Below are 26,582 nucleotides of genomic sequence, written 5' to 3'. Positions count from 1 at the left end.
GAAGCGGAACACCGGGCGAGCCACCCACCCGAGCGAGGAGATGAGCCATGACGTCGCAGGCCGCGGACGGACCGGAGACGGTCGTCGCCTCGCGCCGCTCCAAGATCACGCCCGAGCGTGAGCAGGAGTTCTACGACGCCGTGCTCGAGCAGATCCGCGAGTGCGGCTATGACTCGCTCACCATGGAGGGCGTGGCCGCGAGCACCCGGTGCAGCAAGTCCACGCTCTATCGCCAGTGGAAGACGAAGCCGCAGTTCGTGGCCGCCGCCCTGCGCGCCAACAGCTGTCCGCGCTTCTCGGGCATCGACACCGGCACGCTCGCCGGGGACCTGCGCGCGATGGCGCGGGCCGCGGGGAACTGGTCGGGCCGCGACAGCCAGCTGCACCAGGCGCTGGGCCACGCCGTGTTCCAGGACAAGGAACTGCAGGAGGCGCTGCGCGACGCGCTCGTCGAGCCCGAGATCAGCGCGGTCAAGGAGATCCTCGCCCGCGGGGTCGCCCGCGGCGAGGTCGCCGCGGACCACCCGGCGCTGGAGTTCATCCCGGCGCAGCTCTTCGGTGTGGTGCGGGTTCGTCCCGTGTTGGAAGGGCGGAACGCCGATGCGGCGTATCTCACACAATTCGTCGAGGCCGTCGTGATTCCGGCTCTCGGCCTGACCTGAGACTCAGGTCGCCGTCCGCGGGATGACCGGACGTCGGCCTGCAGGCGCCGCACCGTGGGGACGGGGGCGGCGCGCACCCCGGCCGGGTGGGGTTCCTCTTGAGCGGAGGGGCACCCCACCCGGCCGATCCATGTCCGGGGGACGGATTTACGGGCTAGGTCCTGTCCGGCGGGTCATGCCGCAGACGCGGTGCAGCGTCGATGAGGCACCGCCCGTTTCCTGCGACCTGATCCGCCGGACAGGACCTAGGCGTTCTGCCCGTTGCCGCTCACTCCCGACGCCACCTTGATGCCCTTGGTGATGTCGTCGATCACGGACTCCTTGGGCGCCTTGGAGCTGACGTCGATGCCGAAGCGGACGACGATCAGTGACTTGGAGTCGACGGGGGACGGGAAGACGAGCGACTCGACGTAACCGTCGTCACCCTTGCTGGTGACGACCTTCCAGCGGACGAGGTAGCCCTTCTCGCCGGCCACGGTGACCGCCTTGGAGGCGAGCTCCGTGTGCGAGGTGATCGTGCCGTAGCCCTTGCCGTACGACTCGGTGGCGTTCTTGGAGATGTCCTCCTTGGCCGCGGCCTCCGCCGTGGTGGACTTCAGTTTCTGTTCCGCGGCGGTTGCCGAGTACGCTCCGCCCCGCTGGCAGTCCTGCGAGGTGTCGCCGGGGCACTTGTAGGTGTCCTTGGTCGACAGCACGGCACCCGTCGTGGTGCTCCCGCCGGTCCAGTTGTCGGGCACCGGCACGCTGATGCCGCTGATCAGGTCGGTGGCGTAGCCGTCCTCGAGCTGCGGCTGCCCGGACTCGCCCGGTGCCGGGGTCTGGCCCCCGGAACCGCCCGAGCCCCCGGAGCCGCCGCCCGCTCCGCCCTCCAGGCCTCCGTTGCCGCCGCCCTGGCCGCCGAATCCGCCCTGGCCGCCGTTCTGTCCGCCGGGGGCCTGGGAAGTGGCGCTGTTCCCGCCGTCGCCGTCGCTCTTGGTCAGGGCGTACACCCCGCCCCCGATGCCCGCGAGGACCGCGATCGCCGCGGCGACGGCTATGCCGGTACGCAGTCCGCGCCGCGGGGCGCCCGGAGCGAGCGCCGGATACGGTCCGGCGGCCGGCGGGTGCGTCGGGGGACCCCACGCGGCGGCGGACCCGACGGGGCGGGTCTGGTCCGTCCATGTCTTGCCGTCCCACCAGCGTTCGGTGGCGGGACTGTCATTTGTCTGCCCCGGGTCGGGATACCAACCGGGAGGAGTCACCTGCGTCATGGACCCACCGTATGAGCCGTGGGTGAAAGGCGGATGAGAGGGATCCGGAAGATTCGTTTCAAGAACGCCCCGGAAGCGCCGCCGGATGCCTTGTCACGACCAGCGGGTGTCATGCCAGGACCAGCCGCACCGGCGCCGCCACCGCCCTCGGCGGCAGCCGCAGCCCGCCGCGCCCCGGCGTGATCGAGCCGAGCACACTCGGATGCCGGGCCCCGGTGCTCACCGGATCGGTGCCCGAGAGGCCGTGCAGCGTCAGGAATCCCAGCACGGCGAAGGCGTACGCCTCCTTGGCCGCCGCCGGCAGACCCAGAGCGTCGGACGTGCGTACGGGTACTCCCGGCAACTCCACGCCCAGCATCGCCATCAGCGCCGGATTGCGGGTGCCGCCGCCGGACGCGATCACCTCCGTGGCACCCACCGAGCGCACCGCGTCGGCGACCGTACGGGCGGTGAGCCGGGTGAGGGTCGCGATGACGTCCTCGGCGGTGAGCGTGCCGAACCCGGTCAGCGCGTCGCGCAGATGGCCGAGGTGGAAGAGCTCCTTGCCGGTGGTCTTGGGCGCGGGCAGCGCGTAGTACGGCTCCGCGAGCAGCCGGTCCAGCAACGGTTCGTGCACGGTGCCGCGGGCGGCGAGGGCGCCGTCCACGTCGTAGTGCAGACGTCCCCCGGTCAACCCCCGCACGGCCGCGTCGACGAGGGCGCACCCGGGCCCGGAGTCGAAGGCGGTGCCGTCCGGCGCGGTGAGGTTGGCGATGCCGCCGAGGTTCAGCGCCACCGGAGTCCCCGCCCTGCCGCGCAGCCACAGCAGGTCGACCAGGCTCACCAGGGGCGCGCCCTGACCGCCGGCGGCGATGTCCCTGGGGCGGAAGTCGGCGACCACCGGCAGCCCGGTCGCCTCGGCGATCCAGGCCGGCTGACCGAGCTGGAGCGTCCCGTGCGCCCGCCCGTCCTCGACCCAGTGGTAGACGGTCTGCCCGTGCGAGGCGACCAACTCGGCTCCGCCGCCGCACAGTTCACGGTCGGCCCGGACCGCCGCCGCGGCGAACGCCTGCCCGATCAGGGTGTCCAGGCGGCACACCTCGGCCAGCGTGGTGGCCGCCGGGGGCAGCGCCGCCGCGAGCGCCTCGCGCAGCGCGCCGTCGTACGCCTCACCGACCATCCCGAGCGGCCGCAGCGTGAGGTCCTCACCTTCGAGGGTCAGTTCGGCCGCCGCCGCGTCGATCGCGTCGTACGACGTCCCGGACATCAGGCCGATCACCCGCACGTGCTCAACTCCCTCGGTTGTCGGGGAGCGTGGCCAGGGCGAGCGCACTGACGGCGCACGTCGCCGCCGCGTAGTACGCGGGGATGTCCACGCTTCCGGTCCGCTTCATCGTCTCGGTGATGATGAGGCCCGCGCAGCCCGAGAACACGGCATTGGACAGGGCGTAGGCGAGTCCCAGGCCGGTGTGGCGGACGCTCGTGGGGAACATCTCGGAGAGCATGGCGGGCCCCGGGCCGGCCATCAACCCGACGACGGCACCCGCCCCGCACACGGCGAGACCCTTCAAGGCGTCTGAAGTCCCGCTGCTCTGAAGGAGGTTGAGCAGCGGGACGGACAGGACCACGACCAGGCCGGCGCCGGTGAGCAGCACGGGGCGCCGCCCGATCCGGTCGCTGAGCAGACCCGCCGGGACGATCGTGGCCGCGAAGCCCAGGTTGGCGAGGACCGTGGCGAGCAGCGCCTGCCGGAAGCCGGTGTGGAGGGTGTTCTGGAGGTACGAGGGGAGCACGACCAGGAAGGTGTATCCGGCCGCCGACCAGCCCATCACGCGTCCCGCTCCGAGGACGACGGCCCGCGCGACCTCGCGCCCGGGCGGGCGCTCCTGTCTTCCCTCGTGCCGGAAGGCGGGCGTCTCCTCCAGTCGCAGCCGCAGCCACAGCGCGACCAGCCCCAGCGGCAGCGTCAGCAGGAACGGCAGTCGCCAGCCCCAGTCGCTCAACTGCCCCTCGGTCAGCACCGTCGCCAGCAGCGCCGCCACACCCGCACCACCGAGCAACCCCAGCGCCACCGTGAACGACTGCCACGACCCGTACAGCCCCCTTCTGCCCGGCGGCGCAAACTCCGTCATGACCGAGACCGCGCCCCCGAACTCCCCGCCCGCGGACAGCCCTTGGACCACCCGCAGGAAGGTCAGCAGCCACGGCGCGAGGGCACCGACCGTGGCGTAGGTCGGCAGCACGCCGATGAGCGTCGTGGCGCCCGTCATCAGCGCGATCACCAGGATCAGTACCGGACGGCGCCCGATCCGGTCGCCGAGCCGTCCGAACAGCGCCGCGCCCACCGGCCGGAAGAAGAACGCCAGCGCGAAGGACGCGTACGTCCTCACCAGCCCCTCGGTCTCGCTGCCGCCCTCCGGGGTGAAGAACCGGGCCGCGATGACGGTCGCGAAGTAGCCGTAGACCCCGAACTCGTACCACTCGACGAAGTTGCCGACCGAGCCCGCCAGCAGGGCCCCGCGCCGCGGGCGCGGGCGTCCGGCGGTGTGCGGGACGGAGTCGTGCACGCGGGCATCGCTCATGAGTCCCTCCTCCTCGTTGTTCCTTCTCGCTGTTCCTGGGAAAATTAGCGCCATTTTCAGGTCTTTTGACTGCCGATAACTTTCACCACGGCTGGTCGGCGCCCCCTCGCGTCGCCTGCGGACACCTCCCGTCACCCGTCCCGGCAACAGGTGCGCCTACCGGCATCCACATCGGCTTCTGGACGGCTAGGCTCGATGTCTGTACGTCGTACGGGCGACCTGGGGAGGCAGCGGCATGACGGAGGCACGGCCGGGACCCGCCGCCTCGTCCTCCCTGTGGGAGCGCGAGGCGGAGATCGCCGACGTGGTGGAGGCCGTCAAGGCCTTGCGGGCGGACGCCTCGTCCTCCGGCAGTCTGCTGGTGTTCAGCGGCGAGGCGGGCATCGGCAAGACCGCGCTGCTCGCCGAGGCGCGCCGGATCGCGGAGGCCCACGGCTGCACGGTGTGGTCGGCCCGCGGCGGTGAGACCGTCACCTCCGTTCCCTTCAACGTCATACGGCAACTCCTCCAGCCCGCCATCGTCTCGCTGATGCCCGAAGAGGCCCGCGAATACCTGGGCGACTGGTACGACATCGCCGGACCCGCGCTCGGCATCGCCGAACCGGGCGACCGCCAGGCCGACCCGCAGGGCGTGTGCGACGGACTGGTCGCGGCGGCGCGGCGGCTGGCCAAGCGCGAGTGGCCCCTCGTCCTGATCCTCGACGACGCGCACTGGGCCGACCAGGAGACCCTGCACTGGTTGGTCGCGTTCGCCGAGCGCCTCGACGACCTGCCCGTCCTCGTCGTGGTCGCCCGCAGGCCGGGTGACGTCAGCGGTGAGCGGGCCCGTCAGCTGGAGGCCGTCGCCGCCGCGGCCCGACCGATCGTCACGCTCAGCGCGCTGACACCCGACGCCACCGCCGGACTGACCCGCGCCACGCTCGGGGAGCACGCGGACGCCCCGTTCTGCCGCGAGGTGTGGGCGGTCACCGGCGGCAACCCGTACGAGACCGTCGAACTGCTCGCCAAGGTGCAGGACAGCGAGCTGGAACCGGTCGAGGCCTCGGCCGCCGAACTGCGTGCCCTGAACCGCTCGGCACGCGGGCGCGGACTCGTCGCCCGCCTCGAAGGACTCGGCATCGACGCCACCCGCTTCGCCTGGGCGGCCGCGATCCTCGGCACCGGGATCTCTCTCGACCTCGCCGCCCAGCTCGCCGGGATGCAGCGCGACGAGGCCGCGCGCTGCGCCGAACTGCTCGGCGCGGCCCGCATCCTCACCCCGACCGAATCCGCGAGCCGTGAACTGACCGACGGTGACCTGGAGTTCGTACACCCCCTCATCGCCAGCGCCGTCTACCGCTCGATCCCCGACGCGCTGCGCACCGCGATGCACGGCCAGGCCGCCTGGGCGGTCACCGAATCGGGTCGCGGAGCCGCTGCCGCCTCCCGCCACCTCCTCGAAGTGCACCCGGACGACGACCCCGAACTCGTCGAGCAGATGCGCGAGGCCGCCCGCGAGCACCTCGCCGTCGGCGCGCCCGACGCGGCCAGGCGCTGTCTGGAGCGCGCCCTGGCGGAACCCCCGCTTCCGGAGGTCCAGGCGCGCGTGCTCTACGAACTGGGCTGTGCCACCCTCCTGACCGCTCCCGCCACCACGATCAGCCATCTGCGCACCGCGCTCGACCAGTCCGGCCTCGACGGAGATCTGCGGGTGGACGCCGTCTTCCGCCTCTCCCAGGCCCTGGTCCACAACGACCAGCTGGACGAGGCCGTCCGCACGGTCGACGCGGAGGCCGCCCGGCTCGACGCGGGCCCCGCCCGGATGCGGCTTCAGGCCGTCCACTACATGTGGGAGGGCATCCACGCGGGTGAGGACCACGTTCCGGGACGCTCACGAAGTCTCGCCGAACTCGTCAAGACCTGCACCGGACGCGACAACTCCGAGCGCGCCCTGCTGATACTGCGCGGCTTCGACGCGATGACCCGCGGCGAGAGCGCGGAGGAGGTCGTGGAACTCTGCGACCGCGCCCTCGTCAACGGCCGCCTCGCGCCCGGACTCGGCTGGACCGACACCGAGTGGGGCATCGAACTCCTCATGATGCTGGGCAGTTCGTACGCCTACGCGGACCGGCTCGACCGGGCCGAGAGCCTCTTCTCCGAGGCGCTGCGCTCCTACACGAGCGCCGGATGGAGCGGCGGCCACCTCGCCCTGGCGCACGCCTTCCTCGGTCTCGCCCACCGCAGGCGGGGCCGCCTCAGGGACGCCGAGACCACCCTGCGCGAGTCGCTGCGCATCGCCGAGCGGGTCGGGCGCGGGTTGCCCCTGTACTGGTCCGCCACCTGCGGTCTTGTCGACACACTGCTCGCCCGCGGTGATGTCCAGGAGGCCTGGGCGATCGCCGAGCAGTACGGCTTCGCACCGCCGTACCCGTCCACCATCGTGCTGCCCGACACCCGTTCCGTACGCGGACGGCTGCTGCTCGCCGTCGGGCGTGTCAAGGACGGTATCAACGAACTCGAGGCCGCCGAGAAGGCCGCCGCGGCGCGCGGCCACCACAACACGGTGATGGCGCCCTGGGCGCTCGACCTCGCCCGCGCGCTCGCCTCGGACGACCCGGCCCGCGCCGCCGCACTGGCCTCCGACGCCCGCCGCCAGGCCGAGCGCTTCGGCACGGACACCGCGATCGGTGAGGCACTGCGCTGCGCGGCGGCCCTCGAATCGGGCCAGCGTGCGGTACGCCTGGCCGCCCAGGCCGTCACCTACCTGGAGGCCTCACCCTGCCAGTACGAACACGCGGCGGCCCGCGTCGAGTACGGCATCGCGGCGCGCTCCGTCTCGGAGCTCGGCAAGGGCCTGACGCTGGCGCGCTCGTGCGGGGCGGACGGGCTGGTGGCGAGGGCGGAAGAGGTCCTGGCGACGGGGAGAGGGCTGAGGTAGCCGCCAGGCCGTGCGCGAGGACGAGATGTCCGCAGCGGACGGGCAGGGTCACCCTGTGGCGCTGTCGTCGCCCTCCTCCTCGGCGAGCACCCGCTGAGCCGTCGCGAACGCCGAGTTCGCCGCCGGGACACCGCAGTACACGGCCGTCTGCAGCAGTACGGCGCCGATCTCCTCCGGGGTCAGCCCGTTGCGGCGCGCCGCCCGGACGTGCATGGCCAGCTCGTCGTAGTGACCGTGTGCGACCAGCGCGGTCAGGGTGATCATGCTGCGCTCGCGGCGCGAGAGCGTCGGGTCGGTCCAGATCTCGCCCCAGGCGTAGCGCGAGATGAAGTCCTGGAAGCGGGCGGTGAAGGGGGTTTGCCGGGCCTGTGCCCGGTCCACATGGGTGTCGCCCAGCACCTCACGCCGCACCTCCATGCCCCGCTCGGCGCCTCCGTCGAAGTGGGCCCGCAGTGCCGTCAGGACCGCCGCGGGACACTGCGCGGGCGCCAGGTGAGAGGCTCCCGGGAGCTCGACGAGCGTGGCGCTCGCCACCGCGTCGGCGATCTCCCGCAGGTGGGCGGGCGGCGTCGCCGGGTCCTGGCGGCCCGCGATCAGCAGGGTGGGCACGGAGATCTCGGGGAGCCGGTCGCGCAGGTCGAAGGCGGCCAGCGCGTCACAGCAGGCGGCGTACGCCTCCGGGTCCGCGTTCCGGTGGTCCTCGATCAACCGCGGCACGGTGAAACCGGGCGTGAACCAGCGGGAGTTCGCGTTCTCGGCGAGCGAGGCCAGCCCCTCCCGGCGTACCAGCTCCGCACGCTCCTCCCACGGCTTGGAGCCGTTGAAGTGCGCCGAGGAGCAGAGGACGGCGAGGGACGACACACGCTCCGGGTGGTGGACGGCGAGGTGCAGACCGACCGCGCCGCCGAGCGAGACGCCCGCGTAGGCGAAGCGTTCGATGCCTAGCGAGTCGGCGAGGCCGAGGACCAGGGCGGCGAGGTCGCCGACGGTGGCTCCCGGCCCGATCAGGTCCGGCGCCGACCCTCCGTGCCCCGGCAGATCCCAGCGAACCACCCGGTGGGTGGTGGACAGCTCGGGCGCGACCTTGTCCCACAGGGCGTGGGAGGTGCCGAGCGAGGGCCCGAGGAGCAAGGGGGGAGCGGTCTCGGGGCCCTCGGCGCGGTGGTTGAGCAGGGTGCGGGTCACGTTCGCTCCAGAGCACGGTCGGTGAGGGCTCCCGCGGAGCCCGTGTAGCGGGTGGGTTCGGTGAGTTCCACGAGGTCGAGCTCCTTGAGCTCCGGCTCCTCGACGAGTACGTCCACGAGGGGCCGGTTCTTCGCCACGGCCCGCTCGGCGGCCCGGGTCAGCAGCTCCTTGGCGCGGGCCCGCCCGAGCACCGGGGCGAGCGCGACGGCCAGGCGCTCGGAGACGATCAACCCATGGGTGAGAGCGAGGTGATCGCGCATGGCGTCCGCGTTCACCCGAAGCCCCTCGACCAGCTCGGCGGCGTGGTGGGCGGCGCCGGCGACCAGCCTCAGCAGTTCGCGCAACGGCTCCCACTCGGCGTGCCAGGCACCGGCCGGCCGCTCGTCCTCGGCGACCATCGACCCGTAGAGCGTGGCGGCGAGCCCCGGCGCGCGCCGCGCGGAGGCGGCGATCACGGTGGCCGCCACCGGGTTGGCCTTGTGCGGCATCGCGGACGACCCGCCACCGCTCCCCTCCGCGACCTCGGCGATCTCCGTGCGGGAGAGGGTGAGCACATCGGCCGCCGTCTTGCCGAGGGCCCCGGCCGTGAAGGCCAGGCCGCCGGCCAGGTCGGCGATCGGTGTCCGCAGGGTGTGCCAGGGCAACGCCGGTTCCGCGAGGTCGAGTTCACCGGCGTACGCCGCCACGAGCGCGCTCGGATCCTCGGCGCCGAAGGCCGCGAAGGCGGCCAACGTCCCGGCGGCGCCGCCCAGTTGGGCCGGGAGCCGGAGACCCGCGAGCCGGTCCCGCGCGTCCAGCAGGAGCGACCGCCACCCCGCCGCCTTCAGCCCGAAGGTCGTCGGTACGGCGTGCTGCGTGAGGGTCCGCCCCGGCATCACCGTGTCCCGGTGCGCGGCGGCGAGTCGGCCCAGGGCCCGCGCCGTCCGCTCCAGATCCGCCAGGACCAGGTCCAGCGTGCGACGGGCGACCAGCATCATCGCCGTGTCCAGGATGTCCTGGCTGGTCGCACCCCGGTGGACGTAGGGCCCGTACTCCTGGCCGACCGCCGCTGTCAGATCCGCGACCAGCGGAATCACCGGATTGCCGCCGCCTCGGGCGCGCAGCGCGATCGACCTGACGTCGAGGTCCGCCGCGGCCACGGCGGACACCGCCGACGCCGCCGCGTCCGGCGCGAGCCCGAGTCCCGCCTGAGCGCGGGTCAGCGCCGCCTCCGCGTCGAGGAGCGCCCCCAGAAACGCGCTGTCCGAGGTCGCGGACGCCGCCGGGGAGCCCGCCCACCCGGGGGCGAGCAGTCCGGCATCGGCTTCGGACTCGGAGCGGACCGGGCCGGCAGCTGTCACTGGAACTCCAGGAAGACCGTTTCGCCTTCGCCCTGAAGGCGGATGTCGAAACGGTACGTCCGGTTCGCGCCCTCGGCCGCGATCAGCGTGGCGCGCCGGTCGGCAGGGAGCGAGTCGAGCAGCGGGTCGGCGCCGTCGGCGAGGTACGCGCGGGTGAAGAGGTGGTGCACCAGACCGCGCGCGAAGACACACACGCTGATGTACGGAAGCCCGGCGTTGCCCGGCGCCAGGGTGTGCAGCGCGTACCGACCGTCGGCGTCCGTGGCGACCCGGCCGAAGCCCGTGAAGTCGACGCCGCTCCGGCCGAGGAAGCCGCCCGTCGACGGGTCGCGGCGCATCGAACCGGGGGCGCCCTTGAGGGAGCCGTCGGGAGCCGCCTGCCAGAAGTCCAGGAGGGCGTCCGGGATCACCTCGCCCGTGCCGTCGAGCACGGATCCGTGCAGGGTGATCGCCTCGGGGTGGCCCTGCGGCGCGACCTGGCCGCCGTCGGGAAAGGGCAGCGCGTGGCCGTAGAAGGGGCCGATGGTGTGGGACGGGGTGGGGAGCAACCGCTCGGTCATGGTCAACGGCCTTCCTCGATCCAGGTGGCGGAGGGACCGTCGAGGACGATGTCCCACGCGTAGCCCAGGGAGAACTCGGGCTGGGAGAGATCGTGCTGGTAGGTGGCGATCAGACGGTCGCGGGCCGCCTGGTCCGTCACGGACTGCAGGATCGGGTCGTAGCGGAACAGCGGGTCGCTCGGGAAGTACATCTGGGTGATCAGCCGCTGGGTGAACGCCGTGCCGAAGACCGAGAAGTGGATGTGCGCGGGCCGCCACGCGTTCGTGTGGTTGCCCCACGGGTAGGGGCCCGGCTTGATCGTGGTGAACCGGTACCGGCCCTGATCATCCGTCAGGGTGCGCCCGACACCCGTGAAGTTGGGGTCCAGCGGCGCCGGGTGCTGCTCGCGCAGATGGGCGTAACGGCCGGCGGCGTTGGCCTGCCAGACCTCGATGAGCTGACCGCGCACGGGACGCCCGTCGCGGTCGAGCAGCCGGCCCGAGACGGTCATGCGCTCGCCGATCGGCTCGCCCCGATGCTGGATGGTCAGGTCGCTGTCGTGCTCGGTGATGTCGGTGACGCCGAACACCGGACCCGACAGCTCGACCGTCTCCGGGTCACCGCCGTCGACGGCGACCAGCGGCTGCTTGGGGTGGCGCAGCAAAGAGCTGCGGTACGGGGGGTAGTCGCGCGACGGGTGGTTGCGCACCGGCGCTCCGCCGGCGACCGCCTTGCCGTAGACGTCCTGGAGATCCTTGATCTCGACGTCGACGTCCGACTGGGTGAAGGCCATGGTCGACTTCCTATCGTTCGAGGACGAGGGCGAGGCCCTGGCCGACGCCGATGCAGAGGGTGGCGATGCCGGTGCCGGTGCCCTGACGGGCGAGTTGGTGGGCGACGGTGCCGGCGAGGCGGGCGCCGGAGGCGCCGAGGGGGTGGCCGAGGGCGATCGCGCCGCCCTGGGGGTTGAGGATCGCGGGGTCGAACTCGGGCCATTCGGCGAGGCACCCGAGGACCTGGGCGGCGAAGGCCTCGTTCAGTTCGAGGACGGACAGGTCCGCGAAGGTCTTGCCGGCTCTGGCCAGGGCGCGGGTGACGGCCTCGACGGGGGCGAGGCCGAAGTACTGGGGGTCGGTCGCGGAGACGCCGGTGGCTCGGACGCGGGCGAGAGGTTCACGACCGGTGGCCTTGAGGCCTTCCTCGTCGGTCAGGAGGAGGGCGGCGGCGCCGTCGTTGAGGGGCGAGGCGTTGCCCGCGGTGACCGTGCCGTCGGTGGTGCGGAAGGACGGCTTGAGCTTGGCCATGGCGGTGGGGGAGGCGTCGGGGCGGACGGATTCGTCGGCCGTGAGGACGACCGGGTCGCCCGTGCGCTGCGGGACGGGGACCGGGGCGATCTCGCCGTCGAACAGGCCGTTCGCCCGCGCGGTGGCGGCCTTGCGGTGCGAGGCGAGGGCGTATGCGTCCTGCTGCTCGCGGCTGATCTTGTGTTTGTCGGCGATGAGTTCGGCGGACTCGCCGAGCGGGATGGTCCACTGGGGGTCCATCTTCGGGTTGACCATGCGCCAGCCGAGGGTGGTGGAGTACAGCTCGGTGTGTCCGGCGGGGAAGGGCCGGTCGTTCTTGGGCAGGACGTAGGGGGCGCGGGTCATGGACTCCACGCCGCCTGCCACGGCGATGTGGGCGTCGCCGACGGCGATCGCGCGGGCGGCCTGGATGACGGCTTCGAGTCCGGAGGCGCACAACCGGTTGACGCTCACCCCGGGCACCGAGGTGGGCAGGCCGGCGAGCAGGGCGGCCATGCGGGCGACGTTGCGGTTCTCCTCACCGGCGCCGTTGGCGTTGCCGAGGTAGACGTCCTCGATCCGGGCGGGGTCCAGGTCCGGGGTGCGGGCCAGGAGTTCCCGGATGGCGTGGGCGGCGAGGTCGTCCGGGCGGACGGACGCGAGGCCTCCGTTGTACTTGCCGATGGGGGTGCGGACCGCATCGACGACGTAGACGTCCTTCACGGTTGGGTCTCCTCGGTGAGTTCGGCTGCGACACGGACCTGCGCGGCGGTCTTGGCCACGATCTCTGCGACCGTGACGCCGGGCGCGGTCTCGATGAGCACCAGCCCCTCGTCGGTGACGTCGAGGACGCCGAGGTCGGTGATGATCCGGTTGACGCACGCCTTGCCGGTGAGTGGCAGCGCGCACTCCCGAAGGATCTTCGCGGTGCCGTCCTTGGCGGTGTGGGTCATGACGACGATGACGGTGCGGGCGCCGTGGACCAGGTCCATCGCGCCGCCGATCCCGGTGATCATCTTTCCCGGGACGGCCCAGTTCGCCAGGTCACCGCCCGCGGACACCTGCATCGCGCCGAGCACGGCCACGTCGATGTGCCCGCCCCGGATCATCGAGAACGACAGCGCCGAGTCGAAGAAGGAGGCGCCCGGCAGGACCGTCACGGTCTCCTTGCCGGCGTTGATGAGGTCCGGGTCGACCTGGTCCTCGGTGGGGTAGGGGCCGGTACCGAGGATCCCGTTCTCCGACTCCAGGATCACCTCGACGTCGGCCGGGAGGTGGTTGGGGATCAGCGTCGGCAGCCCGATGCCGAGATTGACGTACTGCCCGTCCTGGAGTTCGCGTGCCGCACGGGCCGCCATCTCCTCGCGTGTCCACGCCATCAGCCGCTCACCGTCCGCTTCTCGATCATCTTCGCGGCGGCCTGTTCGGCGGTGAGGGCCACCACCCGCTGCACGAAGATCCCCGGCAGATGCACCGCGTCCGGGTCGATCGCGCCGGGCTCGACCAGCTCCTCCACCTCGGCGATCGTCACCCTGCCCGCCATCGCCGCGAGGGGGTTGAAGTTCCGGGTGGACCTGTTGAAGACGAGGTTGCCGTGCCGGTCGCCCTTCGCGGCCCTGACCAGCGCGAAGTCGGTGCGGATGCCGCGCTCCAGCACGTACTCGGTGCCGTCGAACTCGCGCACCTCCTTCGGCGGCGACGCCAGCGCCACCCCTCCGGAGCCGTCGTAGCGCCAGGGCAGGCCGCCGTCAGCGACCTGGGTGCCGACCCCGGCCGGGGTGTAGAAGGCGGGGATCCCCGCACCACCCGCACGCAACCGCTCCGCGAGCGTGCCCTGCGGGATCATCTCCACCTCCAGCTCACCCGCCAGATACTGCCGCGCGAACTCCTTGTTCGCCCCGATGTAGGAGCCGGTCACCCGCGCGATCCGCCCGGCGGACAGCAGCACCGCGAGCCCGGACTCCATCGCCCCGCAGTTGTTGGACACCACGCCCAGACCGCCGACTCCGCGCTCGTACAGCGCCTCGATCAGCACGTTCGGCACACCGCTCAGCCCGAAACCGCCGACCGCCAGGGTCGCGCCGTCCGGCACATCGGCCACCGCCTCCAGGGCTGTGGCGACCACCTTGTCCATCCGTGAAGCCCCATCTCTTCCAAGCGTCCAGACCTTCAATTACTCAGGGCACTGATTATTTCTGCGAGGTTTCCCTCACGCTGCCACCAGCGGCCCATGTCGTCAAGACTTCCATGAGATCAGCGGGTGTACGGCCGCGAGCGCGCTGGTACGCACCCCGGTGATGCGCGGTATCGTTCAGTGCACCAACGAAATGACGGACTCACTCAGGGGGAGCGCACATGGCCGCGGTGGACCTCACCACCCACCCCGGGCACCTCGCCCGGCGACTCCAGCAGGCCCACTATCTGCTGTGGAACACGATGGTCTCCGAGGAGATCACCTCACCGCAGTTCGCGGTCCTGAACGCGCTGGTCGCGGAGCCGGGACTGGATCAGCGCACGGTGGGGGAGCGGGTGGGCCTGGACCGGTCGACCATCGCCGAGGTCATCAGCCGGCTCAGCCGCCGGGGCCTGCTCGACAAAGTGCGCGATCCGCAGGACGGCCGCCGCTTCCTGCTGCGCCTCACCGACGAGGGGACGCGTACGCACCGCAAGCTCACCGTGCGCACGGCGCGTATGAACCAGGTCTTCCTGGCCCCGCTCTCCGCCGAGGAGCAGACCGTCTTCTTCGACCTCATCCAGCGTGTCTCGGACGCCGCGGAAGGGCTGCGCAACCCGACGGAACCCCTCACCCCGCAACGCCGGGCGGTCCTTCAGCAGGCGACGCCAGGCGAAAACATCTGACAGATCACGGTCAGGAGCGCTAGGCTCCCCGCGATGATGACTCACTCTGTCGGCAGAATGGGGGTCCCGTCCGCGCAAGGTGAGTGCTGATGCTCACTCAGACCGCGAATGGGGATTCCCGCCTTTCCTTCTGGCTGCCCGTGCGACAGTTCGCCGTGCCGCCCACCATGATCGAGACTGCGACCGCCCGCCGCCGTGCCGGGGACTGGGCGGGGGCATGCGCCGCCGCAGGCATCGATGTCGATCTCAACCTGCGTTCCGTGGCCCGTACTTACGGCCACGACCTCGCCGCTCGGGTCCGGGCCGATCTCCGCCATCTGGCTCCCGACCTGCTGCGCTGGCACATGCCGAGGATCGCTCCGCACGGGCTGCTGCGCCCGGGCCTGACCATCGCCCTGGCCCGGTACGACACCCAAGGGTGCGACGGCGTAGGCCCGGTGCACCTCGTCGTGCGGACTCCACCGGCCTGGGCGGACGGCGGTCAGCGGATCAGCCTCGCCGTGTGGGCCGCACCGCATGCCGGACCCCGCGACGGACCCCGCGTGGGATCTCACGACGGACCGCACGACCGCTCCCACTTCGAGGCCGGTGTCCGCCGGCATCCGCACCCCCGTCCCAGTCGCCGCTTCCGCCTCGACCTGCACCGCCATCTGTGGGACGCGCGCAGGACCGATGAGCTGCGCGTGCGGTCCGGGGCCGACCTGGCGCCCGCCGACGGCCGCCCCGAGAACCCGGATCCGCCGGGAATCGCGCTGCGGGGGCGCGGGTGTGCCGTGGATCGCTGGGCGGCCGAGGCGGGGATTCTGCTCCAGTCCCAGGGGCGGACGACCGGTACCGTCGCCGTGCGGCTCGGGGCCCGGGACCGGCTGGTCCTGGAGGTGGTCGCGGACAGGGACGGCGTCGGGCCGCCGGGTGTGCGGATCGCGACGGCGCCCACGGACGGCAGCGTCTCCGCGCTGCCCGTCCTGCCCGACGCGGCCACCTGGCTGCCGCCCGACCTGGAACTGATACGTACCGGTTCGATCGAGGTCGAGCGGCTGCATCCGCTGGTCGCCTCGGCGCTGGTACCGGATCACTCGCCGACCGCTTCCTCCCGGGCGCTGGAGCGCGCCCCGGCCGGTCCCTCCCGGACGCCGGGCTGGGCCGGACAGCCACGCCTCGTGGACTGCCGGGGAGCCCGGCACCGTATCGGTCTGGTCGACGGGGTGCTGGCGGCGCTGGACCACGACCCGGCCGAGATCCGTCGGGAGGAACTGCTGGTCGCGCTGACCGGCACACCGCTTCCCTGCCTGCGGGCCATCGACGAGGCGCACCGTCGTCCGGACTGCCTCACCGGGGTCCGCGAACGCCTGATCCATGGCGACACCGCCGGTGCGCTGGATGTCGTCGAGGGCCTGCTGGGTCCGGACGCGGTGCTGCGCAGCGGCCCGCTACGGGACGAGCTCGAGGCGGCCGCGCTACGGCGGATCACGTACGGCCTGTTCAGAGCGGGCATGACCGGCCCCGCCCCCGGATCCGGCCGCCTGCTCCCAGGCCTCGACCGCCCCCGTTGGCTCCGAGCGCACCCGCGCCACACGGCCGCTCGCTGACCCGGGGATCTCCGCCCTGCGCCCACCAGGCCACCAAGCACACCCACCGAGCACACCCACCGAGCACCCCACCAAGCACATCCACCGAGCGCCCACCCACTCGTTCCACCACGACCCGAAGGTGATGAAATATGCCCACATGTACCCCGTTCGTTGCGACCGACACTCCTGCCGACCCGGCCCCCGCCTCCCAGATCGACGTAGCCGGCGCGTTGCTGGCGCTGCTGCGTGACGCCGGCACCGAACCGCGCCCCGACATCCAGCTGGAGGCACTGACGCTGGCCGTGGCCGCCGACCTGCCCGTGCTCCTGTGGGGTGAGCCGGGGATCGGCAAGACCGCGGCCCTGACCCAGCTCGCCGCGGCCCTGGACCTTCCGCTGACCACCGTGATCGCCAGCGTGCACGAGCCGTCCGACTTCTCGGGACTGCCCATCGTCGGCGACGACCCCGCGCAGCAGGGCGTCCCGATGGCTCCGCCGGACTGGGCGGTGCGACTGGTACGGGCGGGCCGCGGGCTGCTGTTCCTGGACGAGCTGTCCACCGCGCCACCGGCCGTCCAGGCCGCCCTGCTCCGCCTCGTCCTGGAGCGGCGGATCGGCGCCCTTCAACTGCCGCCCGAGGTCCGGATCGTGGCTGCCGCCAATCCGCGGTCCTCGGCCGCCGACGGCTGGGAGCTGAGCCCGCCGCTGGCCAACCGGTTCGTGCACCTTCAGTGGACCCACGACCACGAGGTCGTGGTGCGCGGCCTCGGGGGGACATGGCCGCGGGCGACACTGCCCCGGCTCGACCCGGAGCGGTTGCCGGAGGCCGTGGACTTCGCCCGCCGCGCGGTGTGCGGGCTCCTCTCCGCCCGCCCCGGGCTCGTGCACCGGCTGCCCAGCAGCGAGACGCGCCGGGGCGGTCCCTGGCCGTCGCCCCGAAGCTGGGAGATGACCCTGGGCCTCGTCGCCTTCGCCACCGCGGCCGGCTCCTCCCGGGAAGTGCTTTCCCTGCTGGTCAGGGGCACGGTGGGGGACGGTCCCGGGCTGGAACTGCTGGCAAGCCTGGACCGGATGGACCTCCCGGACCCCGAGACGCTGCTCGCCGACCCGGCGGGTGCCGACCTGCCCGAGCGGGGGGACCTCCGCCAAGCCGTGCTCGACGGTGTGGTGGCCGCGGTCCGTGGGCGTCCGGAGAAGTCCCGTTGGGACGCGGCGTGGGCGCTCCTGGTGCGGGCGCTGGAGACCGGGGCCCCGGACCTGGTGGTCGTCCCGGCGACCACACTCGCCTCGCTGCGCCAGGAGGACTGGGACGTTCCGGCGGCGATCGAGCGGCTGGCCGGCGCGGTGTCCCTGTCCCGGCGGGCGGACCGGGCGGCGGTCCGCACCGCCGCCGCCACGAAGGCCCGACGATGACCGCGCCCGCACCGGGGACACTGGACCTCGACAAGCTCTTCGCCGCCCGGCTGCACGCCGCCCGGGTCCGGCCCTACCTGGCCACGGCGCTGTTCGCCCTGCACACCGTGGAGTCGCGGCGCGTGCCGACGATGGCCGTCGACCGGCACTGGCGCTGCTACGCCTCGCCGGCGTTCGTGGACCGGACCCCGGTGGAGGAACTGGCCGGGGTGTGGGTGCACGAGGTGTCGCACCTCCTGCGCGACCACCACGGACGCGGGGACAGGGTCGCGCGGGAGCGTGGACTGACCGGCCCGGGGGAACGGCTGCGCATGAACATCGCCGCGGACTGCGAGATCAACGACGACGCGTTCGGCGACGGACTGCTCCGGCCCGAAGGCGCCGTCACGCCACGGTTCTTGCAGCTGCCCGAGGGACAGCTCATGGAGGACTACCTGCGCCAGTTCCGCCTCGGGACGCTCACCCGGAACCTGGCCTGGCTGGACTGCGGAAGCGGCGCCGACGGACTCGAACGGGAGTGGGACCTCGGCCCGGACGGCGCCCACGGCCTCAGCCCGCAGGAACGGGACGCCGTCCGGTTCCGGGTGGCGCAGGGCATCACCGCCCGTCCGGGAGACACCCCGAACGGGTGGCGGCGGTGGGCGGACGAAGCGTTCCACCCGCCGCAGCCCTGGCGCGAGTTGCTGGGCGCGGCGGTCCGCTCGGCGGCCTCGGCCTCCGGCGTGGGGGAGGACTACACGTACGGACGGCCGTCGCGGCGCTCGGCCGGGGTGCCCGGCGTCGTGCTGCCGAGCCTGCGGCGCAGGCCGCCGCGGGTCTGCGTGGTCATCGACACCTCCGGGTCGGTCAGTGACGCCGAACTGGGCAGCGCGCTCCTCGAGGTCACCGCCATCTCCCGCGCCGTGGGCGGCCGCAGCGACCTGGTCACCGTGGTGCCGTGCGACGCCGCGGCCCCGATCGCGCATTCGCTGTGCCGTGCCGAGGGAATACCGCTGATGGGCGGCGGGGGTACGGACCTGCGCACGGGCTTCGCCAAGGCGCTCCGGGCACAGCCCCGACCGGACGTCGTCGTGGTCCTGACGGACGGGCAGACACCGTGGCCGGACCGGCCGCCGTGCCGGACGGTGGTGGGTCTGTTCCCCCGGGAACCGGCGGCAGGGTCGGGGGGCGAGGACGATCCCGACTACACACCGGACGCACCGCCCGCGTGGGCACGGGTGGTGGCCATCGGGTAGCCCCCGCCGCCCGATGAGCCCGACACGTCGCGTCGCCCGCCGCGGTCACGGCTTCGTCGTCACGGCCACGTCGTCATGCCTTGGCGAAGACCACCCACACCTGCCCCTTCGCGAAGTTCATCGGCGCACCGTCGGTGGTCGTGAACTCCGTGCCGTCGCCGGCGGTCGGGCGCTTCCAGTCGACGTCGAAGACCTTGCCGTCGCGCAGCACCTTCGCCGTCCCCGAGCCCACCGTCTCCGTGTACGGCGTGTTGTTGCCGAGGACGTCGTGGTACTTGGAGTTGTGCACCTTCACGTACTGCACGACCACGGTCGCGGGCGCCACCCGCTTCCCGTCCGTCGTCACCGTCGGTGTCCCGTCCATCGACACCAGCCAGCGGTGCTTGCTCGCCGACCAGGCGAAGGTGAAGCGGGCCGCGGGGAAGCGCACCGTGCGCGAGGTCTCCGGGCTGCCGCCCGCCGGGGCGGCACCGAAGTGGAACCCGGTGGTGAGGGCGGCGGCCCCCGGCGCGGAACGCATGAGCTGCTTCGGGTGCAGGAAGAGGTTGTGGGGGGCGATCTTGGAGGCACTGCGGTAATACGCGCTGGAGCCCTGATCGGCCGACACCGCGTGCAGGGGTGCCTTGGCGATGACCGGCAGCAGTTTGTGCTGGGCACCCGAGAAGGCGAGCGTCGGCTTGTCGAACTGGCGCAGCAGCTCCAGGTCCGACTCGCGCGCACTGCGCACCGGTCCGACGGCCGTGGGCAGCTTGCTTGCGTAGATGGCCATCAGCCGGCTCAGACCGCCCTCGACCTGCTCCGCGTAGACGACGTCCGCCGCGTCGAGACCCGTCTGAGGGCGCGCCGCGCTCACATTGTCGATCTTCACGGCGAGTACGGGACCGGCGTCGGCGGTACTGGAGGGGCTCTGGGCCGGCCCCGTCTCCTGCCCTTGGCTGAAGCTCGGCGCCGGGGCGCGTCCGTCGTCGGTGGCGCTACTGCCCGAGGAGCAGCCCGTCATCAGAGAGCCCGCCGCGGCGACGGTCAGCAGCGCCGCCGTCATCGCGCCGCACCGCGTCCGCGCCATCTGTCGCATGCTCAACGTGCCACCCCGTCCAATGCCATCGATTGTGCGCTCATAGGTTCATCGGTGGCCATACCCGCTCACTTCTGTTCGCGCGCGTCGAGTTGGGCCGATCAGCCCACTTATTGGACCGATCGGGCCGCGGGTCGGTTGTGCGGGTGACAGCGTCAGTTCTGCGGGCCGAGGATCTCCGCGAGGTCGTACCCGACGGGCTCGTCCAACTGGCTGTACGTGCAGCTCTCCGCGGTCCGGTCCGGGCGCCAGCGGCGGAAGCGGGCCGTGTGCCGGAACCGCACGCCGTTCTCCATGTGGTCGTACGCCACCTCCGCCACGCGCTCGGGCCGCAGCGGCACCCAGGAGAAGTCCTTCTTCGTCGACCACCGGCTGGGCGCGCTCGGCAGTCGCGCGGACTCGTGCGCCGACTCCTGCGACCAGGCCGCCCAGGGATGCCGCTCGACGTCCTCCATGCGCAGCGGCTCCAGCTCCTCCACCAGCTGTGCCCGCTGTTTCATCGGGAAGGCGGCGCTCACCCCCACGTGCTGGAGGGTGCCCCCGTCGTCGTACAGACCGAGCAGCAGGGAACCGACGACGGGCCCGCTCTTGTGGAGGCGGTACCCCGCGACGACGACGTCCGCGGTGCGCTCGTGCTTGATCTTGAACATGGCCCGCTCGTCCTGCCGGTAGCGCAGGTTGAGCGGCTTGGCGATGACCCCGTCGAGGCCCGCGCCCTCGTACTGCTCGAACCACCGCTCCGCCACCTCGCGGTCCGTGGTCGCCGGTGCCACGTGAACCGGGGCCGTCACCCCGGACAGCGCCATCGTCAGCAGGGCCCGCCGGTCGCCGAGGGCCACGTCGAGCAGCGACTCGTCGGCCAGTGCCAGCAGATCGAAGGCCACGAAGGAGGCGGGAGTCTTCTCCGCCAGCATCCGCACCCGGGAGTCCGCGGGATGGATGCGCTCGGTGAGCGCGTCGAAGTCGAGCCGGCCCTCCCTGGCGATCACGATCTCGCCGTCCATCACACACCGCTCCGGCAGCCGCTCCCGCAACGCCGCCACCAGCTCGGGGAAGTACCTGGTCAGCGTCTTGCCGGTACGACTGCCGAGCTCGACCTCGTCGCCGTCGCGGAACACGATCGCGCGGAACCCGTCCCACTTCGCCTCGTACTGCATGTCCGGCGGGATCTTCGCCACGGATTTGGCGAGCATCGGCTTCACGGGCGGCATCACCGGCAGATCCATGCTTCGATTCTGCGGCGACACGATGCCTTTCGCCCGGTGTGCGAGCTGTGCGGGCTGGGCCTACCGTGGCTCGCATGGCCGATGCGGTGGAACTCGACGCAGCCGGGAGGACCGTACGTCTGTCCAGCCCGGGCAGGATCTTCTTTCCGGAGCGCGGCTTCACGAAGCTGGACCTCGCCCAGTACTACCTGTCCGTCGGCGAGGGCATCCTGCGCGCCCTGCGCAACCGCCCCACCACCCTGGAGCGGTACCCGGAGGGCGTCACGGGCGAGAGCTTCTTCCAGAAGCGGGCGCCCAAGAACATGCCCGACTGGATCCCGACCGCGCACATCACCTTCCCCAGCGGGCGCACCGCCGACGAGATGTGCCCCACCGAGGTCGCGGCCGTGGTGTGGGCCGCGCAGTACGGCACCCTCACCTTCCACCCGTGGCCGGTGCGCCGCGACGACGTCGACCACCCCGACGAGCTCCGCATCGACCTCGACCCGCAGCCCGGCACGGACTACGAGGACGCCGTGCGCGCCGCCCATGAGCTGCGCGAGGTCCTGCACGAGTACGGCGACCTGCGCGGCTGGCCCAAGACCTCCGGCGGCCGAGGGCTGCATGTCTTCGTCCCGATCGCGCCGCGCTGGACCTTCACCCAGGTCCGCCGGGCCGCGATCGCCGCCGGGCGCGAACTCGAACGCCGGATGCCCGACCAGGTGACCACCGCCTGGTGGAAGGAGGAACGCGGCGAGAAGATTTTCGTCGACTACAACCAGACCGCGCGGGACCGCACGATCGCCTCCGCCTATTCGGTACGGCCCCGCCCGCACGCCCCCGTCTCCGCGCCCCTGCGCTGGGACGAGGTGGCCGAAGCGCGTCCTCGGGACTTCGACCTGGCGACCATGCCCAAGCGCTTCGCCGAACTCGGCGATGTGCACGCCGACATGGACGACCACGCCTTCTCCCTCGAAGCGCTCCTGGAGCTGGCCAGCCGCGACGAACACGACCACGGTCTCGGGGACCTGCCGTATCCCCCCGAGTACCCGAAGATGCCGGGCGAGCCCAAACGGGTACAGCCGAGCCGAGCCAAGCGCGAGGACGGCTAGGGCACGGCTAGGGCCTGTCCGCCGGATCGTCACCCGCCTCGGGGGCGGTCGATGGCTGGGCGTGGTGGCGCCGTGTCACCCGTCGAGCGCCGCCACCAGCCGGCGGCAGTCCCTCAGCAGGGCCTCGTCGGAGGCGACGTCGTAGCGCATGTTCCCTTGGGTGTTGTCGTTGCGGTGGCGGCGCGGCGATGCCAACTCCCGGCGTATGAGGGGCAGTGCCGGTGCCGCGGCCGGACCCATCTCGACCAGGCAGGCCGCCGTTTCCGGGCGGCCGGCAGGGGTCGCCGTCCATGCCTCGATCAGCACCGGTAGCACTTCGTCGGCGTCGCCGGTCACTCTCCACAGGGCGACGGCCGCAGGGGCACCGCCGGCACCGGCTGCCATCAGCTCCCGCAAGCGCGGCGCCAGCGGGGCGGCCGCCGGGCCGAGCGCGGCTATGATCCGCAGCGCCGCGGACCTCCCGGACCACCAGTCCAAGTCGAGTCCCTCGCGTACGACGGGCAGCACGGGTCCGGATTCGCCGCTCACCGCCCAGAGCGCCTCCGCCGCGTCCAGCCGGGCGTCGGCCGGGAGGGCGGCGTCAGTCACCAACTCCCGTATGCGCGGAGTCGCTCCGGCAGCCGACCGTCCGTACCGCGCGAGAACACGTAGAGCTCGCCAGTGTGTCGTGCGGCCCGACTCCACTTCCAGCATTCCGAGGAAGAGCGGCAACGCCTCGGGCGGCGCGAGCACACGCAGCGCGTCGATCAGACGGTCCTTCTCACGGCTCCACTCACCGGGCGGCAGAGCGGACAGCCTGCGATGCAGCACCGGCCCCAGTGCTGCCGCCGTGTCGGAACCGATCGCCTCGATCCATCCGGCCAGATACTCCGGGACGTCGCCGCCCTCCTCCAGCACCTCGACCAGCGCCGGAACGGCCCGCGCATCCCCCTGCCGGGCCAATGCCTCGAGCGTCCTGCCGAAGAGCGTCCACTGCCACCCCACGGGCTCCCACTCGTCGGCCCACACCTCTGCGCACGCCGCGAGCATGTCCCCGACGACCTGGGCGATCGGCGCCACGTACCCCAGCTCGCTCAGCGCGCTCTTCGAGAGGCGGTCGTCCTCCTCGATGACCTGGCGCGCGAGCAGGAACACCGGAAGATCGTTCGGCGCGCGCCAGCCCGTCAGCAGCATTCCGCCCATCCGGACGGCCGCCATGCGCTGGCCCCAGTCCTGGCTGCACAACTGCTTGTTGAGCAGCTCGAAGCGTGTCTCCGTGCGGTCGCCGAGTGCCCGGTGCAGGTCCTCCAGGAGATCGTCGGCGACATCGGCGTCGATGCTCTCGCGATGCCCGGCCTCCAGCTCCCGCAGATACGACACCATCGTGTCCGTACGCGGCCGCTCCGGCTCCGCCTCCGTTTCCGCGTCCCCGTCGGGGCCGTGCTTGGCCTCGCAGGCCAGCCGCATCACCTCCAACGCCAGCTCCGTGGTGTTCCGCGGCAGCGAGTCCGGTGCGCAGAGCGCCAGTTGGGCCAAGGCGGTCATGCGTAGCTCGGGATCGGACGTGCGGTCCACGAGGTCCCGCAGCACCGGTCCCGCCTCGGCGCCGAGCGTCCTCGCGTGATCGACGGACAGTCTGCCGAGCGCGCGAGCCAGGCAGCGTGCGGCCTCGGGGTTCCCCTCGACGGGCAGCCGCCCGCGCAGCGCCGCGAACACCCGCACCGGGTCGGAGTGCAGATGCGCCAGCGCGCCCGGAAGCGCCGCACGCAACTGCGGATCGGGGTCGTCCAGCAGTTCGAGGAAGAAACCGGCGCGCCCGCGGATCAGCTCCGACGCCTCGATGAAGGGCCGGATCCACGCGGCGTCCTCCTCCTCGTCCTCGAAGACGCCGCCCAACTCCTTTGGGTCCGGCTCCTTCTCTCCCGCGATGCTGCGCAGCAGTCCGACGATCGAGCCCCGGTCGGCCACCGTCGGTGTGGCGACCAGCTCGAAGAGGAACGGCACGCACGCGACCGTGCTGTCGTACACATCCCCCTGGTGGTGCACCGCCCCGTACATCCCGTCCAGCGCGATGTCCCGCCGGGCAGGGTCGTCCGAGGCGAGACCCCACAGCAGCTCCGGGACGTCCGTCGCCGAGTCCGTATAGGCGTGTCCCATCGACGCCCAGTCGACATCCTCGATCCCCGTGAACACATGAACCTCCCCCGTGGTCGATGGCGTACGGCTGCCACTGATCACAGCATGCCGCACGCCACTGACAACGGGTCCCGCGGAATCGGGAGGGCGCTTCAGATGACGCTGATGTCCAGCACCGCCCAGTCGCTGGAGGACTCGTTCCGCACGTAGAGACGCGGGCCCCGGCAGACGATCCGGTGGTGGCTGCCGAGGCCACCGCCGTCGGGACGGAGCAGGCGGCCGTGTGCGACCTGTTCCACCGTCTTCTCGGTGTCTTCTCGGTCAGACGGCAGCCGACGATCCGGTCGGGTTCGCCGTACGGGCCGAGGAACACCAGCGCGGTCGGCATGGACGGCGAACGCGTGCGCGCCCCGCACCGGGTTCGCGCGGGCGCGCACCACGTGGTTGTCGCGGATCTCCAGGAGAGGGAAGTCGGTGTAGGGACAGGCACAGACGGCCCGGGTGCCGACGTTCAGGGCGTAGCAGTCGCAGATCTCGTCGTGGTCGGGACCGGGCTTGTACGCCCAGAGCGGTTCGCCGGCGCTGCTCCAGCGTCGCAGGCACGGTCGGTTCAACTCGTCGTCACCGAAGACGCCTTCGTCGAAGTAGCCGACCCAGATGTCACCGGCCTCGTCGACCAGGAGATCCTCGATGGCGTCGCCCACGCGGAAGGTGTGCGAGGTGCGACCCAGGACGTCGAACACCTGGACATGCTCCTCACCGCGCCGACTGCGGGCGTTCGCGAGGACGAAGACGCCGTCGGGCAGCGCGTCGAACCGGGCGAACCGTGCTCGCACCGCACTGAGTTGTGTCTCGTACGGCCGCCCGCCCTCCTCGACCGTGACGACGAGCGCGTCGTACGGATTCTCGCGGAGGGGGTCGGGCGGTCGCTCGGTGAGCGGCCAGTGGACGCGTCCGTAGGCGTCGACCGTGCTGTACAGGACATGCCGGTCCCGGTAGACACGCGGGAGACGGGCGTACGGAGCCAAGCGGGTGGCCGGGCGGTCAGGCGACATGGGCCTTTCTCATGGTCATGGCGTGATCCTCGCCAGGGGGAACTGCCCGCGCAACGCACTTTCGGCGGCGTGGACGTCGGTCGGGGAGCGCTCTCAACGCGTGCTGCCCGGGGCTATCCTTCTTGGCAACCGCCGAGGAGGAGCCCTGAGGTGACCGAGACAGTGTCGCGCCCCACGCTGGAGGCCGTGGCCGCGCGAGCCGGGGTCTCACGGGCCACCGCCTCGCGCGTCGTCAACGGCGGCGACGGAGTGCGCGAACCGCTCGTCGAGCGGGTCAGACGGGCCGTCGAGGAGCTCGGCTACGTCCCCAACCAGGCCGCCCGAAGCCTGGTCACCCGGCGCCACGACGCCGTCGCCGTCGTCATCGCCGAACCGGAGACCAGGGTCTTCGCCGACCCCTTCTTCGCCCTCCAGCTCCGCGGCATCAGCAAGGAGCTGACCGCGCACGACTCGCAGCTCGTCCTGCTGCTCACCGAGGGCCGCGACGACCACGCGCGCGTCGGCCGGTATCTCGCCGGCGGCCATGTCGACGGCGCGCTCGTCTTCTCGCTGCACCTCGACGACCCGCTGCCGGAGCTGATCCACGGCGCGGGCGTGCCGACCGTGTTCGGCGGGCGACCCGACTGGGGCGACGGCGCGCGGCGGGCCGTCTATGTCGACAGCGACAACCGGGGCGGCGCCCGCGAGGCCGTACGCCATCTCGTCGGACTCGGCCGCACCCGCGTCGCGCACATCACCGGCGCCCTCGACCAGACCTCCGCCGTCGACCGGCTCGACGGCTTCCGGGACGTCATGGGCGACGCCGATCCGCGGCTCGTCGTCGAGGGCGACTTCACGCCCGCGGGCGGCGAGCGTGCGATGCGGGAGCTGCTGGAGCGCTGCCCGGACGTCGACGCGGTGTTCGCGGCGAACGACCTGACGGCCTCGGGAGCCCTGCGGGTGCTGCGCGAGCGGGGGCGGCGGGTGCCGGACGACGTCGCCGTGATCGGGTTCGACGACATGCTGCCGGTCGCCGAACAGACGGACCCACCCCTGACGACGGTCCGTCAGGACATAGAGGAAATGGGCCGGTTGATGGCTCGACTGCTGCTGCGGGACCTCGATCGCCGGGCGGGCAAGCAGGGGGCGGACGGTGGCCCGGCGGGCGTGGTGCTGCCGACGACGTTGGTGCGACGGGTTTCCGCGTAGGACCGTCCTCGTGGTGC

The 26,582-nt window shown here is 72.2% G+C and carries 22 protein-coding genes; 8 read left to right on the top strand and 14 right to left on the bottom strand.

The genetic code is table 11. The features are described from left to right. Window positions 1-47 precede the first annotated feature (47 nt). Window positions 48-662 (top strand): TetR/AcrR family transcriptional regulator, encoded by a 615-nt coding sequence (locus ACZ7M3_RS13090; protein WP_075030422.1) that lies wholly within the window; start codon window positions 48-50, stop codon window positions 660-662. A 245-nt stretch (window positions 663-907) separates the two neighbouring features. Here the strand turns inward: ACZ7M3_RS13090 and ACZ7M3_RS13085 are convergent, their stop codons facing one another. From ACZ7M3_RS13085 to ACZ7M3_RS13075, 3 genes are all read right to left on the bottom strand, one after another. Continuing rightward, window positions 908-1,912 carry a DUF2510 domain-containing protein gene (locus tag ACZ7M3_RS13085; RefSeq protein ID WP_472062985.1) on the bottom strand — a complete coding sequence of 335 codons (1,005 nt, stop codon included), beginning with the start codon at window positions 1,910-1,912 and terminating at the stop codon, window positions 908-910. 109 nt (window positions 1,913-2,021) lie between these two features. Then, window positions 2,022-3,176: an anhydro-N-acetylmuramic acid kinase gene (locus tag ACZ7M3_RS13080; protein WP_472062983.1), complete on the bottom strand. Its 1,155-nt coding sequence runs from the start codon at window positions 3,174-3,176 to the stop codon at window positions 2,022-2,024. Window positions 3,177-3,180: 4 nt separating this feature from the next. Further along, the gene (locus ACZ7M3_RS13075; RefSeq protein ID WP_472062981.1) at window positions 3,181-4,473 is read right to left on the bottom strand and encodes an MFS transporter; all 1,293 of its coding nucleotides are present in this window, start codon (window positions 4,471-4,473) and stop codon (window positions 3,181-3,183) included. A 235-nt stretch (window positions 4,474-4,708) separates the two neighbouring features. Between ACZ7M3_RS13075 and ACZ7M3_RS13070 the strand changes: the two genes are divergently transcribed. Beyond that, window positions 4,709-7,390 (top strand): ATP-binding protein, encoded by a 2,682-nt coding sequence (locus tag ACZ7M3_RS13070; protein ID WP_472062979.1) that lies wholly within the window; start codon window positions 4,709-4,711, stop codon window positions 7,388-7,390. 48 nt (window positions 7,391-7,438) lie between these two features. On the opposite strand, the gene pcaDC is transcribed toward ACZ7M3_RS13070, so the two are convergent. The 7 genes from pcaDC to ACZ7M3_RS13035 are packed head-to-tail and all read right to left on the bottom strand — an operon-like array spanning window position 7,439 to window position 13,872. Then, a complete protein-coding gene (pcaDC, locus tag ACZ7M3_RS13065) occupies window positions 7,439-8,575 on the bottom strand; it encodes a bifunctional 3-oxoadipate enol-lactonase/4-carboxymuconolactone decarboxylase PcaDC (RefSeq protein WP_472062978.1) in 1,137 nt (378 codons plus the stop codon). Then, on the bottom strand, window positions 8,572-9,915 hold the full coding sequence (gene pcaB / locus ACZ7M3_RS13060) for a 3-carboxy-cis,cis-muconate cycloisomerase (RefSeq protein ID WP_472062976.1): 1,344 nt from the start codon (window positions 9,913-9,915) through the stop codon (window positions 8,572-8,574). Before pcaB ends, pcaDC begins: the two co-directional genes overlap by 4 nt. Beyond that, the gene (gene pcaG, locus ACZ7M3_RS13055; RefSeq protein WP_472062974.1) at window positions 9,912-10,475 is read right to left on the bottom strand and encodes a protocatechuate 3,4-dioxygenase subunit alpha; all 564 of its coding nucleotides are present in this window, start codon (window positions 10,473-10,475) and stop codon (window positions 9,912-9,914) included. Before pcaG ends, pcaB begins: the two co-directional genes overlap by 4 nt. Window positions 10,476-10,477: 2 nt before the next feature. Further along, window positions 10,478-11,248, bottom strand: coding sequence for a protocatechuate 3,4-dioxygenase subunit beta (gene pcaH, locus ACZ7M3_RS13050; RefSeq protein ID WP_472062972.1), 771 nt, complete (start codon window positions 11,246-11,248; stop codon window positions 10,478-10,480). A gap of 10 nt (window positions 11,249-11,258) precedes the next feature. After that, window positions 11,259-12,461, bottom strand: coding sequence for a thiolase family protein (locus tag ACZ7M3_RS13045; protein WP_472062970.1), 1,203 nt, complete (start codon window positions 12,459-12,461; stop codon window positions 11,259-11,261). Next, on the bottom strand, window positions 12,458-13,117 hold the full coding sequence (locus tag ACZ7M3_RS13040; protein ID WP_472062968.1) for a CoA transferase subunit B: 660 nt from the start codon (window positions 13,115-13,117) through the stop codon (window positions 12,458-12,460). Before ACZ7M3_RS13040 ends, ACZ7M3_RS13045 begins: the two co-directional genes overlap by 4 nt. Further along, on the bottom strand, window positions 13,117-13,872 hold the full coding sequence (locus ACZ7M3_RS13035; protein WP_472062966.1) for a CoA transferase subunit A: 756 nt from the start codon (window positions 13,870-13,872) through the stop codon (window positions 13,117-13,119). Before ACZ7M3_RS13035 ends, ACZ7M3_RS13040 begins: the two co-directional genes overlap by 1 nt. Window positions 13,873-14,093: 221 nt before the next feature. On the opposite strand from ACZ7M3_RS13035, the gene ACZ7M3_RS13030 reads away from it, so the two are divergent. The 4 genes from ACZ7M3_RS13030 (at window position 14,094) to ACZ7M3_RS13015 (ending at window position 18,815) form a co-directional block, all read left to right on the top strand. Beyond that, window positions 14,094-14,597 (top strand): MarR family winged helix-turn-helix transcriptional regulator, encoded by a 504-nt coding sequence (locus ACZ7M3_RS13030; protein ID WP_472062964.1) that lies wholly within the window; start codon window positions 14,094-14,096, stop codon window positions 14,595-14,597. A gap of 89 nt (window positions 14,598-14,686) precedes the next feature. Beyond that, window positions 14,687-16,186: a hypothetical protein gene (locus ACZ7M3_RS13025; protein ID WP_472062962.1), complete on the top strand. Its 1,500-nt coding sequence runs from the start codon at window positions 14,687-14,689 to the stop codon at window positions 16,184-16,186. A gap of 131 nt (window positions 16,187-16,317) precedes the next feature. Then, window positions 16,318-17,580, top strand: a complete 1,263-nt coding sequence (locus ACZ7M3_RS13020) for an AAA family ATPase (protein ID WP_472062960.1) — start codon at window positions 16,318-16,320, stop codon at window positions 17,578-17,580. Then, window positions 17,577-18,815 (top strand): vWA domain-containing protein, encoded by a 1,239-nt coding sequence (locus ACZ7M3_RS13015; protein ID WP_472062958.1) that lies wholly within the window; start codon window positions 17,577-17,579, stop codon window positions 18,813-18,815. Before ACZ7M3_RS13020 ends, ACZ7M3_RS13015 begins: the two co-directional genes overlap by 4 nt. A gap of 73 nt (window positions 18,816-18,888) precedes the next feature. Here ACZ7M3_RS13015 and ACZ7M3_RS13010 read toward each other — a convergent pair whose 3' ends face one another. Together ACZ7M3_RS13010 and ACZ7M3_RS13005 are read right to left on the bottom strand one after the other, a co-directional pair. Beyond that, window positions 18,889-19,890, bottom strand: coding sequence for a DUF3048 domain-containing protein (locus ACZ7M3_RS13010; protein ID WP_472062956.1), 1,002 nt, complete (start codon window positions 19,888-19,890; stop codon window positions 18,889-18,891). A gap of 155 nt (window positions 19,891-20,045) precedes the next feature. After that, a complete protein-coding gene (locus ACZ7M3_RS13005; RefSeq protein WP_472062954.1) occupies window positions 20,046-21,116 on the bottom strand; it encodes an ATP-dependent DNA ligase in 1,071 nt (356 codons plus the stop codon). A gap of 74 nt (window positions 21,117-21,190) precedes the next feature. Between ACZ7M3_RS13005 and ligD the strand changes: the two genes are divergently transcribed. Next, entirely contained in the window at window positions 21,191-22,207 is a 1,017-nt protein-coding gene (gene ligD / locus ACZ7M3_RS13000) for a non-homologous end-joining DNA ligase (RefSeq protein ID WP_067361434.1), read from the top strand. Window positions 22,208-22,282: 75 nt separating this feature from the next. Here ligD and ACZ7M3_RS12995 read toward each other — a convergent pair whose 3' ends face one another. Together ACZ7M3_RS12995 and ACZ7M3_RS12990 are read right to left on the bottom strand one after the other, a co-directional pair. After that, complete coding sequence (locus tag ACZ7M3_RS12995) at window positions 22,283-24,379, bottom strand: HEAT repeat domain-containing protein (RefSeq protein WP_472062953.1); 2,097 nt, start codon at window positions 24,377-24,379, stop codon at window positions 22,283-22,285. A 95-nt stretch (window positions 24,380-24,474) separates the two neighbouring features. Further along, complete coding sequence (locus tag ACZ7M3_RS12990; protein ID WP_472062952.1) at window positions 24,475-25,377, bottom strand: hypothetical protein; 903 nt, start codon at window positions 25,375-25,377, stop codon at window positions 24,475-24,477. A 150-nt stretch (window positions 25,378-25,527) separates the two neighbouring features. Here ACZ7M3_RS12990 and ACZ7M3_RS12985 point away from each other — a divergent pair, with 150 nt between their 5' ends. Beyond that, entirely contained in the window at window positions 25,528-26,565 is a 1,038-nt protein-coding gene (locus ACZ7M3_RS12985) for a LacI family DNA-binding transcriptional regulator (RefSeq protein ID WP_452973141.1), read from the top strand. Window positions 26,566-26,582 lie beyond the last annotated feature (17 nt).

The organism is Streptomyces sp. NPDC111656 (genome assembly GCF_055656965.1).
This window is presented reverse-complemented; position numbering and strand designations above follow the sequence as displayed.